This window comes from Salsuginibacillus kocurii DSM 18087, from assembly GCF_000377705.1.
Taxonomy (GTDB): domain Bacteria; phylum Bacillota; class Bacilli; order Bacillales; family Marinococcaceae; genus Salsuginibacillus; species Salsuginibacillus kocurii.
This window is the reverse complement of the sequence record NZ_KB898631.1, coordinates 73,077-86,390: the sequence shown is the minus strand read 5'-3', so window position 1 is coordinate 86,390 and position 13,314 is coordinate 73,077. Positions and strand designations below refer to the sequence as shown.

The following is a 13,314-nucleotide window of genomic DNA, read 5'->3' as shown; positions in this document are numbered from 1 at the left end:
AATCACAACAAAAATATTGGCAAGGTACCGAATAAGGTCATTGCCATGTTTGAAAGGAGATATTGCTGTGAAAAAGTACACACGATTGGCTGCTTTAAGTGTTATAAGCACATTTTTGATTTTGGCTGCTTGTAATGATGACTCTGATATGCCAATGGATGAAGAGGATATGAATGAAGAAGAGATGGACCACAGTGAGATGGAACATGGAGAAATGAATGATGACGAGCATATGGGTGATGAAGAAATGGATCATTCTGAGCACGGAGACCATGAGGACCATGGGGAACACGAAGGCCATGGAGCTTCAGAGGAAGATAGAGAGGCTTTTGAAGAAGAAGCTGCTGAACTTCCAGATTCTTATAATGAAGGGGCAAGGGAAGGTTTGCTCACCACCAATACAAAAAACATTACTCGATTAGATGAAGAAGATCCCCAGACGTTTTCCCTTATGGCATCACAAACCATCTGGCCGGCAACACATGAAGACAATCAACCCGGTACTGTTATCCTGGCGGAAGCAGATGAATGGCAGCATGCCTTAGCAGCTCTTACCCTCGTTCATCACCCTAATGATGGGCCGCTTTTATTAATGGAAGATGGCTTATCTGAAGAGTTGGCTGCCGAGATTGACCGTTTGGCACCGACCGGAAATGAATATGGGATAGAGATTATGGTAGCAGGAGAATTGAGTGAAGAAGACCAAGACCAGCTTGGCAATTACACAATTGAGGAAATTCCGGAAACGGACCCCGCCGCTTTTGCCAGAGATGTAGAAGAGTTATATGCTGAAACCACAGGAAATTTGCCTGACAATGTGATCATCGGTTCTATGGAAGATGAATATCAAGCATACTCTATGCCGGCAGGAAGCTGGATCTCTCACATGGACGAGTCTCTTCTTTACGTCGATGATTCGATTCCAAATGCTACTGCTGAAAGCTTAGAAGCACGCGAGGGTGATGCGAATATTTATTTGCTAAATGGAGAAGATGCCATCTCTGATGAAATATTAACCGACTTAGAAGAGTTTGGTTCAGTTGAAGAAATTACTGGAGAAAATCCTGTAGAGCAGTCAATTGCTTTTGCAAAATTCCAGGATGAACATTTTGGCTGGGGGATTGATCAACCAGGTCACGGCTTAGTGTTTGCTGCGCCGGACCAGCCGGAACTGGCGCTTGCTGGAGCTCCGTTGGCACACCTTGGCAAGCATGCGCCACTGATTTGGCTAGAAGATGAAGTAGGAGAGCAGCACGCCGAGTATTTAGCTGAATTGAAGCCCGCTTTTGAAGAAGCGCCGATGGAAGGCCCGTATAATCATGGCTACATTTTAGGCACTGAAACTATCATTTCATACGAGTCTCAAGGTGTTCTCGATGACTTATTAGAGATTGATGCCATTGAAGGAGATGCTCACGCCGATCATTAGGAAAGGGAAAATACCAAAGCCTCAGCCGCCATGGGTGGCTGAGGTTATCCTTTTATAGTGAGTGGTTAACGGACACTCATTCCGTTATTTGCTCAAAATCCAGGGGGAGTCAAAGTTTAACGGACATGTGTTCCGCTAAGCCCCTCCTAAATGGGGAAAATACATGCTTTTTGCTGAAATAACGGTACAGATGTCCTTTACTGGGTCATCACCATACATGTGGTTTTCACCGTAGCATTAATGCCTACGAATTCTCCCAGCATTCCGCTTCTTGCGTGCTCATTCCTCGAGCTTCTTTAGCCGATGTGGCATCCGAAGTATTTATACCAGCTCCTTTCTCACTCAACAACGTCCAACAAAGGAAGGTACAAATGGAAGCTGGCTCCGGTTTCTGGGAGGTTTCTGGCTTCTACCCGCCCACCGTGCGCTTCAATAAATTCTTTTGTAATTGCAAGGCCGAGACCGCTGCCTCCGTCCTTTGTCGATCTGGCTTCATCGGTTCGGTAAAAACGTTCCCATACTTTTTCGGCTTCTTCTGGTGTTAATCCAGGGCCTTCATCTTGAATGCAGATTTCAACCTCAGCTTCTGTTTTAGCAACGGTTACCTGAACAGTATTAGTGGTGTGTTTAACTGCATTGGTGAGTACATTTAACAGGGCCTGGTGCAAGCGGGCGTGATCGGCGTTAATAAATAGTTTCACTGCCGGTTCTTCAAAATTGAAAAAGACGTCATGCTGGCGGGCATATGGTTTTATTGTGTCGATGGCTTCTTTTACGATGCTTGCGACCTCTACCCGTTCAAAGGCAAACGTGAAATGGCCTTCATCTAGTTTGGTCAATTGGAATAAGTCATCGACGAGACGTTCCATTCTAGTGGCTTCACTGTTAATCACTTTTGCATGCGCTGCCGCATCGTCGGGAGATTGAGAGATGAGAGAAGAATAAGCTTTGACATAAGTAAGCGGGGTTCGCAGATCATGCGAAACATTGGCTAAAAACGACCTTCTGGAATCCCGGTAAGAGCGCAATTGCTCTACCATTAAACCGATGCTTCGGCTCAGTTCGCCTACCTCATCACGGGAAGCTGCCCTTAATTTCACATCGAAATCTCCATCTGCTACGCGTTCGGTCGTATGTTTTAAGCGCAGCAAGGGCCGGCCTATATAATGTTTCATAAACCAGGCAAATACTCCTGCTAACAGAGTGCTCCCTCCAAACATGCTGAGCATAATCCACAATAAATGTTGCCTCGTTTCGTCAAATTCCGGCGTCGCTTCATCGACAAATAGATAGCCTACAATTTCGTTTTCAATAATAAGAGGCTCATACGCATATACATGGGGAATGCCGTGGTGAGTCGTCCGGCTTAGCGCGCTAGCCCCGTCTTCGGAATTCGTTTGACTATCAATCCATTGCCTGTATTCTGCCACTTCTTTTTCAGTGACTTCATCTGTCGCTTCCCATCCTGCTAAATTTTCATCGAAAAATACAAATTGAGCGTCATTTTCATGTTCTTCCATCACGATGACATGCTGGAGAGTTTCTTCATAGAAGTATTGCTCTATGATCTCTCGATGAGCAGTGAGCCTTTGTTCTACCCCTTCCTGGAGTTGATTTTTATAGAAAGACTGTGACACTTCATAAAATAAAAGGCACATAGTGACAATTAAAAGCAGCATGGCACTAAAGACAATGAAAGCCATTTTAACCGAGAGTTTCATTCATCGTCTTCCTTTACGCGATAGCCCACGCCCCACACCGTTTCAATGTAATTCTCTTCAAGCTCGGCCTGACGGAACTTCTCCCTGATGTTTTTAATATGAGCATCCACGCTTCGGTCGGTGCGTTCTTCACCTGGCGACCAGATCTGATCAAGCAGCTGGTCTCTTGTAAAGACGCCTCCTTGCTGCGAAATCATTGTATCAAGAAGAAGGTATTCTTTATTCGTTAATTTTAAAATATGGGGGCCGGCTTTAACTTGGCGTCGTTCCCGATCAATTTCTAATTCGCCAATGCGTGTGTTTGTACTTTTTTTAATCTTGCCTTTCCGGCGCAGTACTGCTTCCGTTCGAGCTAATAATTCACTTGGCTCGAAAGGTTTAGTAATATAATCATCGGCACCTGACTGCAGTCCCTGGACAATTTGTTCAGTTTCACCTAATGCAGATACTAAAATAACCGCTTCGTCGTAGTTGTTTGCCCGTAATGTTTTTAACACATTCAGACCGTTGATCTTTGGCATCATAATATCTAAGAGAATAAGATCAATTTCAGTTTCTTCTATTATATTAAAAGCTGCTGTTCCATTGGTTGCATCGTAAAGCTGGTGGGAAGTAGATTTAAAAATAACGTGCAGCAAATCAATCATTTGTTTTTCATCATCTACTATTAATAATCGGGCCAATGTCACGTCCTCCTTTAATCAGAAAATGGATGAAGACAGTGATGTACAAAGGCGAACCGCAATCTTGGTCGCGGTTCGCCTTAACGCTAATATCATGTGAAGTGAATAGCAGAACAGTCACGAAGTGGCCGGTTCCCCTTCATCGATCCATGTTTCCCAAGACTCACCGTTGTCAAAAGAAATATAAAAAGAATCTTCTGCGCCGCCTGCTGCTATCATGCCATCATGCACATCAAATGTAATAATAGGTTCATCCGGAAGGCTCATGTCCAGCGGTTCAAAAGTATCGCCTAAGTCATCAGTAAATAACCAGCCAACATTTTCCCCGACTCCGTAAACGAGATGGCCGCCTTCATAAGGGGCAGCGCTTAGTATGCCGATATCTTGCTGCATTAGCTTCCAAGATTCCCCGCCGTCAGTGGATTGATACACTCCATTTTGCGAGGAAGCAGCAAGAGTATTTTCATCATCATGGTCTACAAGCAGTTCAAACAAATCTTCCCCATTGAATTCATCTTCATTCATGACTTCCCATTCGTAGCCGGCATCTTCTGAGCGGTGAAGGTCACCATTATAAGCGTCAAATCCATAAATTATAGAAGAATCAGCAGGTTGAGTCACGATATTATGAAAGTCTACCTCAGGATAAAGAATGTCAACATCCCAAGTATCTCCTTCCTCCTCACTTCTCATGACTCCTAAAGGGTTCTCCAAATCGGAATTGCCGGCGGGATGTCCACTGCTAATAAAGGTGCCATCCTCTAGAATGGTAAAACCCATATAATCATGTCTATCCTCATCTGAACCTCTCCATTTCAATTCTTCATCAGCAAGGTTAACATGTAGAAGGCCGAAATGAGTGCCGATATAAGGGTCGCCGTCTCCTGAATCGTGAAAGGCAATGTCATGCATGTGATGGACTTCATCAACCTCTTCTTCAGCTGAAGGCTCTCCACAGCCGGTGATAAAGCCCAGTAATGTAATGTATGTCAATGAAATGCTCCAGCGTGGCATTAAACTTCCCTCCTATTTTTTATCATGCATATCCATTTTACCTAAAATTTTTGAAGAAAAAATGAAGGAACTCTCTCTTTTTTATCAATTATATGGAGAACGATTTAGTAAAGGATCCGATGCTGCACTTGTGCCAGTGGAGAAAGCGCAGTATACATCCACAATGTCGTTCACCAGAGCCATTCAAAAAAGCTCAATTCAAAAACAAAGGACCGTGCCAATCAAAGGCACGGTCTCGAAGTGAAGCATTTTATTGTGTAATGACAACTGTACGAGTATCTGACTGCCATTCTACGGTAGCTCCAAGGGTTTCGCCGATAAAGCGAAGTGGAACCATTGTGCGCTCGTTAACTACTTGAGCAGGCTCGTCCAACGTGACCGAAGAACCGTTTGCCTGGGCAGTGTTTTCGCCAATCGTCAAGGATACCGTTGTATCTCCGCTTGTTCCGGTGATGCTTTTATCTGCTCCATTCCAATCAACAGTGGCGCCTAATTCTTCGAAGATAGCGCGCATTGGAATAACAGTGCGTCCATCGTTAATGATAGCATCTTGGTCGAGCTGAAGAGCTTCGCCATTTACGACTACTTCTACCGGCTCGCCTCCGCTTTCACCAAGAACACTTGATTCTTCTTGTTCTTCAATGACGCGTTTCGCACCAATATAACGTGGCTGCCAGTACGTGTTGCTCATGCTTGCAATAGAGACGCCTTGTGAAGAAGAAGAGTGGATGAATTGATTGCCACCAATGTAAATGCCATTGTGTGAGACGCCACTTCCACTCGTATTAAAGAATACGAGATCTCCTGGTTGTAAATCGGAACGTGAAACGGAAGTTCCTACTTGATATTGTTCAGCTGCCGTGCGTGGCAAATCAATGCCGGCAGCAGAAAATGCGTGTCGTGTGAATCCAGAACAGTCAAATCCGCTAGGTGAAGTGCCGCCCCACTGATAAGGGGTTCCTAATTGTTGCTCACCTGCTTGAATAACTTGATCACTAGTATTTGCTGCTTCAGCTTCAGTATCAAAGGCTGCTAGACTTAATATTAAAACGGACGCGATTGCTAGTCCAAATTTTTTCATAATCTATGTTTCCTCCCAAAATTTTTGTAAATTCATGGTGTTGAATGATTTCCCCAATTCCAAAGACAAGTTTAGCAGGAAAGTTAATGAAATATATCACAGGAATATTACAATATCTTTTTAAATTCGATCATTTTTGTAACATTACGGTTTAAAATGTATAAAAGTGGGGTAATAACTATTTGTTTGGTGTTTAATTTCAAAATGTTTAAATAAATCTGGGAAACTGTTGAATATTTCTAGCTGGCTTGCAGTCTGATGGAATTGACGTAGAGTAAGGAGTTTGGGTAAGATATTTAGTAATCCTGCGAAAGAGCAGGGATGAGTAGAGTTTGAGATTAGTTGAGGAGAGTGAAGAGAATGAAGGAAGTGACAGAAAAACAGGGATATTTTGGAGAGTTTGGTGGGAGTTTTGTACCGCCTCAGCTGCAAGAGGTTCTGGACCGGCTTGCAACTCAATTCGAAAAATATAAAGATGATCCGGATTTTAACCGTGAATACAAGGAATGTTTGCAAGAGTTTGTTGGACGTGAAAATCCGCTCACTTTTGCGAAGCATTTAACCGAGGCTTACGGTGGAGCGAAAATCTATCTGAAGCGTGAAGACCTAAACCATACAGGTGCTCATAAAATTAATAATGTGATCGGTCAGGCGCTGCTAGCAAAAAAGATGGGAGCACACCGAATTATTGCGGAAACCGGTGCAGGTCAGCATGGAGTGGCAACAGCTACTGCTTGTGCAATGTTTGGGATGGAATGCATTATTTACATGGGCAAGCTTGATATGGAACGGCAGGCGCTTAACGTGTTTCGGATGGAGCTTTTGGGCGCAAAAGTTGTATCGGTAGACCAAGGGCAGGGCCGCTTAAAAGATGCCGTCGATGTTGCTCTTCAGGATTTAGTCGATAATTATGAGACCACCTTTTATCTGCTAGGCTCTGCCGTAGGGCCGCATCCGTTCCCGACGATGGTGAAACATTTCCAGGCGGTCAGCAGTGAAGAATCGAAGCGGCAAATGGTTGAAAAAGAAGGAAAGCTCCCAGACGCTGTCATTGCGGTGACAGGGGGAGGGAGCAACGCCATAGGAGCTTTTGCTCATTATCTTGGAGAATCGTCAGTCCGATTAATCGGTGTCGAGCCTGAAGAGGCAGCGACACTGTCAAAAGGAACACCGGCAGAGATTCACGGCTTCAGGTGTCTCGTACTCCAAGATGAAGATGGCAATCCTGCGCCGACCTATTCGATGGCAGCAGGCCTGGATTATCCAGGTATCGGGCCTGAACACAGTCATTTGAAAACGAGCGGCCGCGCTGAATACCACACTGTTACCAAAGACGAAGTGATGGAGGCTTTTCAACTTTTATCTAGAAAAGAAGGCATCATTCCGGCTTTGGAGAGTGCGCATGCCGTAGCTATGGCGAAGAAAGTCGCACCGGAGTATAATAATGAGGCAGCTCTGATTGTAAACATTTCAGGCCGCGGAGATAAAGACGTCCAGCAAGTATTTGAAATGTTTACTAGTGAAACGTAATAAAAAGAAGTGCCGACAGAGGGGGGGGAACTCTGCGGCACTTCTTTTTTATGGAGGCACCTTAACGGGAAAATGCCTAATTTATTAAAAAGGGGGAAGAGAAGCTTATTCAACAAATTGTAGAAAGTCATCTTTCATTGAAGCAATTTCAGCTCGGGTGATGGATTCAGCAGGAGCAAAGGTGCCATCAGGATAACCTGAAATGATGCCTGCTTGAATAAGACGTTCTACATCTTCATATGCCCAGGCCGATATTTCATCAGCGTCTGTGAAAGAGTCAAGGGATTGATTTTCATCCAATGCACCTTCATCAAACTCTGATATGTCAAGTGAGCGGGATAACATGGCAGCAGCTTGCTCACGAGTAATATTTTCCTCGGCCTTGAAGGTCCCATCATCATAGCCTGCAATCACCCCTGCTTCTAACGCAGGTACGAGGTATTCGCTAAACCATTCATCATTTTCAACATCTGAAAAGGAGTTGTCATATTCTTTTTCTCCCAAGTCCAAACTACGTGCGAGCATAGCCGTGAACTCAGAGCGTGGAGTGGCATCACTTGGGCCAAAGGTGCCGTCCTCATAACCTTCAATTACTCCTGCTTCCGCCAGACGGTAAATGGCAGAGCTCGCCCAGAACGCGTCTTCCACATCAGAGAAGGTGATTTCATCTGGTTCTGAATCACTTCGGTCCTCATTCATGAAAGCCCAATAAGCTGGCTTCACGTTAAAATCCGGGTCAAAGACGAAGGGTGCATCCTTTCCATCTTCATTTTCTGTACGATCATCCAGCCACGTATGATCATCAGCGATACCCCAGAAGGTAACACTGCTTATGTCATTATCTCTATCTTCATATAATTCAAACAATTCATCGTAGCGCTCGGCCTGTTCTTCAAGCACACTACTTGGAATTTCTTCGAAAGATTCCCACTGACCGCTTGGTGGGTATCCGTATACACTAACATCTAGTTCGGTGATTTGTTGGTCTAGACCAAGATCAGCAAACATGTCGAACGTTTCAATGGTTTCCTCAATAGTAGGCCAATCAAGCTGAATGTGGGCCTGGTGGCCAATGCCATCTATTGGTACACCATCTTCCAATAATTCTTCAACAAGCTCATATAAGTATGTTCTTTTTGGTGTGATTTCGGTGTTATAGTCATTGATATACAGCATAGCATCTTCGCCGGCTGCATTTCTCGCGGTTTCAAAAGCGGTGCGAATATACTCATCGCCAGTAATCTGATACCATGGGGATTCACGTAATCCTCGGTCGTTTTCTGCTTCATCTGCGATCACTTCATTAACTACGTCCCACGCATCGACATCATCTTTATAACGCTCAATTATGGTTTCAATGTGGGTTTCTAAGCGCTCTAACAACAGCTCTTTATTTTCTTCTTGTTGCTCTGCGTCCGTTTCATCTACCATTGGGTCCCCATCTTCATCTTCAAAAAACCAGTCCGGCACTTGACTGTGCCAAATCAGCGTATGGAAACGCAGCTCCATATCATGTTCATTTGCAAATTCGACAATTTTATCAGCATCTTCAAAGTCGAATTCACCTTCTTCTGGTTGAAGAGATTCAGGCTTCATCACATTTTCAGCAACAATACTGTTGTAATGGCGCTTTAACATTTCCCCGTGAATACCCTCAAGCTGGTAAGGTTCCACAGCAGCTCCGATTGGAAAAGAATCAGCATATCTGTCTTTTAGAGGATCGACAGCAAGACCATGTTCTGGTTCTCCTCCCTCTTCTCCTAAAGCGGTGCTTGCGGGGAGAAGTAAAGTCAAAGCTAAACCAGAAATAACTGACTTCGTAAGAAACTTCACGAAAGCAACTCTCCTTTTTTTAATTGTAATAGAGGTAGATAGAAGCAAGTACACCTCCTCGATCAAATGTAAGTGCTTACATTCCCAATTATAGAATACTAGTGTTAATTAATCCAGTGAACAAACAAAGTATTTTTTAAATAAGCCAAAAGGACTAAATATCAATGAGAAGTACGATGTTATTTCAATAATTAAGTTGGATAAAAGGTTAATCATTAAACAAACATCAAGGGAGATCTCTAGCTCGACTTGCTGAAAGTGACTGGAAAGAAAAAGGGGAGGGTATGTGAGGTCGGATTTATGTTGAAAAAGAGAATAAAAAGAAAGCACGCTATATACAAATGAAATCAGCCGTTTTGCCAACGACTGACTTCAGCATGGTACTGTTACGAGACATTACTATTTTTTGTTTTCATTTTTCGGATAAGGCGAGAGCTCATCAGACGTTTCTGTTTGAAGTTCAGTATTGTGCTTGCGCACTCTATCTTCTTCGGAGTGGTCTTCGACTTCTTGTGCTTCAAGATACATGTGGTAAAAATATTCAAAGATCGTGATAATAACTGTGGCAATTAGAGTCATCGTAAATATATTTTGTACGTTCGTAAACATGTAACTTAAAAGGGAAAGACCAATAAAAGCAATGCCAAAATCTGCTGCAGTAGCGATGCCATTGCCCGCACGAGGCAAAATGAGCATGTCACCAATAAGGTAAGCGCCAATTCCAAGGATGAGGGTGAAAAGTACAATATTTTGCATGCTCACACCATACCCTAACCCTAATACCAACAGAAAAACGCCAAAGATTGCCACCAGTTTTATAAGTAATGAAAGGAAATGATTCATGCAGAAAACTCCTTTGTTTTCAAGTGTAGAAAAGGCTCTGCTTTTGCTCGAGCGTACGCAAAGCCTCGTCTCTCATTAGCATGTTCTTGTAGCAGCAAAAAAAACATGTAAAAGATACCAATGTTTGATTTCGTCACAAATAGTACAGATGTTTCGCGTGTGAGATCGGCTCGGGCTGAAAGGATATGGTTTGTACTCAGCAAGGGCTTCATTACATGCCAGCTCCTCCGCCAAAGCCTCTACGGGAATTTTCACGCTGCCTGGCCACTTCTGTTTCTAATTCCTTATTTTCATTGGTTTGTTTATAAGCTGGTTTATGCTTCCGCTTATTGTTTACGAGGTGCATCAGCCAGAGAAAAATGACTAAACCAGCTCCCCAGAGTATATTGGTTAGCAAAAGCCTCACCCTTTGTAGAAATGTCTTGATTACGCATTACGCTTAGATGGTTCTGCATTTTATCCTTTAATGACAACGTTTAGTTTTAAAGTTTGCATTCCCGGGAATTTTACTCATGGAAGGAGGTCATACCGTTGCGATTTAAGCTAGGAATGGTAGTAATGGTAGTTGGTCTCGCGTTTGCGGGGGTTAGCGGATATCAGTGGATCGAAGCCGGAAGTTCAGGCGCTTCTAAAGACCCCGATGCCGCTCAATCTGTAAGCGATAACTGGGAGAACACTGAAACAGAAGAAGCCTTAAATGTTGAAGAATTAAATGCTAAAGGCACAGCAGAAATGGAAAATGAAGGAGAAGATCCTTATGATATGGAGCATGAATATGAAAAGGGAGAAGAAATGGCAGAAATGTCGATCCCTGCTCTAGAGAGAGTTTATCCGATCTACTGGGGTACAGACGATGAAGCACTTGACCAAGGCGTCGGCTTGCATGAAGGTGATCATACGACTACACCGGACGGCCTAGTGCATACTGTTCTTTCAGGCCACCGTGATACGGTATTTAGCGAAATGGGTGAGCTAGAAGAAGGAGACCGGATTTACCTTGAATATGAAGAGAAAACGTACGAATATCAAATTCGCGAAACATGGATTACTGATGCTGATGATCGCTCCGTCATCACAAAAAAAGATGACCCTACCCTTACGCTAACAACATGCTATCCATTCACTTATGTCGGCCCAGCACCAGAACGCTATATCATTGAAGCTGAATTAACTGATGTTCAATAAAAGAGAGGCCCTGCTTATCTGCGGATGAAGCAGGGATTTTTAATGGAGTGGATGAGCCAGCATGGACGAAGAACGGAGGCGCTTTACGGCGAGCTATTGGAGCACCAAGGTTGTTTAGCGGCTTCATAACAAGCATAGCCATGCATCGCTACGGCCATGTATTCCGTTACTTTGCAGAATTCCGGCTTTTTTAAAAAATTACATACCTACGATCAGTTATTTAAGTTGTAAGCCCGGAAATGAGGGGGGCACCGGGTTAGCGGAACAGATGTCCGTAAAGTACCAAAAGAGGGCGATTTGGGGGGGACGACCTTAGTGCCCGTTAGCGCACACTTTACCTTAGACAACCCTTAGAAAAAACCAGCCGGATGACCGAAATCATCACAGCTGGTCTGAAAGTTGAATCTTAATCGTTTAAATCATTGTTAGTTTCGATTTTTTCTTGGATTTGTCGTTGTCTTTCTTCTTCTTTCTTTCTTCGTGTTTCTTTATAATCCTGCCGTATTGATTTTAATAAGGAAAGACAGGCGATAAACAAGACGAGCGAGAATGGCAGAGCCCCTATTAGTGAAACTGTCTGCAATCCTTCCAAACCAGCACTGATGATCAACACAACAGCCAGGCCTGCAATAAGCGTTCCCCAAATGACTTTTAAAAGGGCAGCCGGGTTGGTATCACCTTTTGAAGTCATCATACCAAGCACATAGGTGGCTGAGTCAGCGGAAGTGACCAAGAATGTAAAGAGCAGGCCGATCACTAGCACAGATAAGATTGCACCTAATGGTAAGTTTTCCAGCATGACAAAGATTGCGACCGTCTCATCTACTGCTACTGCTTCGGCGATACTTGTATCTTGGAATAAGTCTAAGTTTACAGCAGTTCCGCCAAAAATACCGATCCAGATAAGGCCGAGAAGAGGCGGGGCAACCATAACACCAAGTACGAATTCGCGTACGGTACGCCCTCGGGATATACGGGCTACGAACATGCCGACAAATGGTGACCAGGCAATCGTCCAGGCCCAGAAGTAGACAGGCCAGTCTTGTACCCATGTGCCGCCGGTGTAATGATCAAGACGCAGGCTAGCCTGGAAAAAGTTTTGTAGGTAGTCGCCGATGCCCATTGTAATCGTGTTTAAAATGAATCCAGTAGGACCAATAATTAATACAACGATCATCAGCAGGAGCGCCAAGCCCAAGTTAACATTACTAAGGTATTTTATTCCGCGGTCCAGCCCAGAAAGAGTAGAGACTAAAAAGAAGACAAACATAGCGGCTACAATTAAGAGCTGCGTACTTGTACCCGTTGGAACATTAAATACACTTGATAGACCGCCATTAATTTGTAAAACACTTAAGCCGAGTGTCGTAGCGACACCCATCACAGTAGCGAGTACAGCGATGATATCCACTATATTGCGCAATGGCTTTTTGCCCGTGTCCCCGATCACTGAATTCATCGTATCACTAATCAGGCTGCGTTCTTGCTGTCTGTAAATAAAGTAAGAAATGGCAAGCCCCACAAAGGTAAATGAAGCCCACTGGTGAATACCGTTATTAAAAAACGCACTCCACATCGCTTCTCTGGCCGCTTCAGGGGTGCCAGCTTCCACATTTCCGTTAAAAGGAGGCGGAGTTTCCAAATGAGTCATCGGCTCTGCCACGCCCCAGAAAACAATACTTACACCAAAGCCACAGCTAAACAGCATAGCAATCCATGTGAACAGCGAATACTTCGGCTTGGCGTCGTCGCCACCGAGGCGAATATGGCCGTATCTGCTAAACGCTAAGTAGAAATTGAAAATAATTAAAAACAGCACAAACAATAAATAAAACCAGCCAAATGTACCAGCAATGGCATCATAAATATATTCCGCCTGAACTTCGAGCAGACCAGGGGCTAACGCTCCCCAAAGAGCGAACAAAAAGATAAGGGAGAAAGAAACCCAAAATATACTGTTCATAAATCTGTATTTTTTCTTTTTGTTAGTCAAGG

General features: G+C 43.9%; 11 protein-coding genes. 3 read left to right on the top strand and 8 right to left on the bottom strand.

What is annotated here, in order from left to right:
- The first annotated feature begins 67 nt into the window (after nt 1-67).
- Entirely contained in the window at nt 68-1,429 is a 1,362-nt protein-coding gene (locus D469_RS0115735; RefSeq protein ID WP_018924355.1) for a hypothetical protein, read from the top strand.
- A 338-nt stretch (nt 1,430-1,767) separates the two neighbouring features.
- Here D469_RS0115735 and D469_RS0115730 read toward each other — a convergent pair whose 3' ends face one another.
- The 4 genes from D469_RS0115730 to D469_RS21770 all read right to left on the bottom strand — a co-directional run bounded on the left by D469_RS0115730 (nt 1,768) and on the right by D469_RS21770 (nt 5,928).
- Nucleotides 1,768-3,150, bottom strand: a complete 1,383-nt coding sequence (locus D469_RS0115730) for a sensor histidine kinase (RefSeq protein WP_018924354.1) — start codon at nt 3,148-3,150, stop codon at nt 1,768-1,770.
- The gene (locus D469_RS0115725) at nt 3,147-3,833 is read right to left on the bottom strand and encodes a response regulator transcription factor (protein ID WP_018924353.1); all 687 of its coding nucleotides are present in this window, start codon (nt 3,831-3,833) and stop codon (nt 3,147-3,149) included. Before D469_RS0115725 ends, D469_RS0115730 begins: the two co-directional genes overlap by 4 nt.
- Nucleotides 3,834-3,950: 117 nt before the next feature.
- The gene (locus D469_RS0115720) at nt 3,951-4,847 is read right to left on the bottom strand and encodes a WD40/YVTN/BNR-like repeat-containing protein (protein WP_018924352.1); all 897 of its coding nucleotides are present in this window, start codon (nt 4,845-4,847) and stop codon (nt 3,951-3,953) included.
- Between the two features lie 250 nt (nt 4,848-5,097).
- On the bottom strand, nt 5,098-5,928 hold the full coding sequence (locus D469_RS21770) for an NlpC/P60 family protein (protein WP_018924351.1): 831 nt from the start codon (nt 5,926-5,928) through the stop codon (nt 5,098-5,100).
- A 360-nt stretch (nt 5,929-6,288) separates the two neighbouring features.
- On the opposite strand from D469_RS21770, the gene trpB reads away from it, so the two are divergent.
- Nucleotides 6,289-7,458 carry a tryptophan synthase subunit beta gene (gene trpB / locus D469_RS0115710; protein WP_018924350.1) on the top strand — a complete coding sequence of 390 codons (1,170 nt, stop codon included), beginning with the start codon at nt 6,289-6,291 and terminating at the stop codon, nt 7,456-7,458.
- Between the two features lie 105 nt (nt 7,459-7,563).
- On the opposite strand, the gene D469_RS20575 is transcribed toward trpB, so the two are convergent.
- The 3 genes from D469_RS20575 to D469_RS0115690 all read right to left on the bottom strand — a co-directional run bounded on the left by D469_RS20575 (nt 7,564) and on the right by D469_RS0115690 (nt 10,531).
- Entirely contained in the window at nt 7,564-9,291 is a 1,728-nt protein-coding gene (locus D469_RS20575) for an endo-1,4-beta-xylanase (protein WP_018924349.1), read from the bottom strand.
- A 399-nt stretch (nt 9,292-9,690) separates the two neighbouring features.
- The gene (locus D469_RS0115700) at nt 9,691-10,134 is read right to left on the bottom strand and encodes a YndM family protein (RefSeq protein WP_018924348.1); all 444 of its coding nucleotides are present in this window, start codon (nt 10,132-10,134) and stop codon (nt 9,691-9,693) included.
- A 211-nt stretch (nt 10,135-10,345) separates the two neighbouring features.
- Nucleotides 10,346-10,531 carry a hypothetical protein gene (locus D469_RS0115690; protein WP_018924346.1) on the bottom strand — a complete coding sequence of 62 codons (186 nt, stop codon included), beginning with the start codon at nt 10,529-10,531 and terminating at the stop codon, nt 10,346-10,348.
- Nucleotides 10,532-10,665: 134 nt separating this feature from the next.
- Here D469_RS0115690 and D469_RS0115685 point away from each other — a divergent pair, with 134 nt between their 5' ends.
- Entirely contained in the window at nt 10,666-11,319 is a 654-nt protein-coding gene (locus D469_RS0115685) for a class D sortase (RefSeq protein WP_018924345.1), read from the top strand.
- Between the two features lie 406 nt (nt 11,320-11,725).
- Here D469_RS0115685 and D469_RS20570 read toward each other — a convergent pair whose 3' ends face one another.
- Nucleotides 11,726-13,312, bottom strand: coding sequence for a BCCT family transporter (locus tag D469_RS20570; protein WP_018924344.1), 1,587 nt, complete (start codon nt 13,310-13,312; stop codon nt 11,726-11,728).
- Nucleotides 13,313-13,314: the final 2 nt, after the last annotated feature.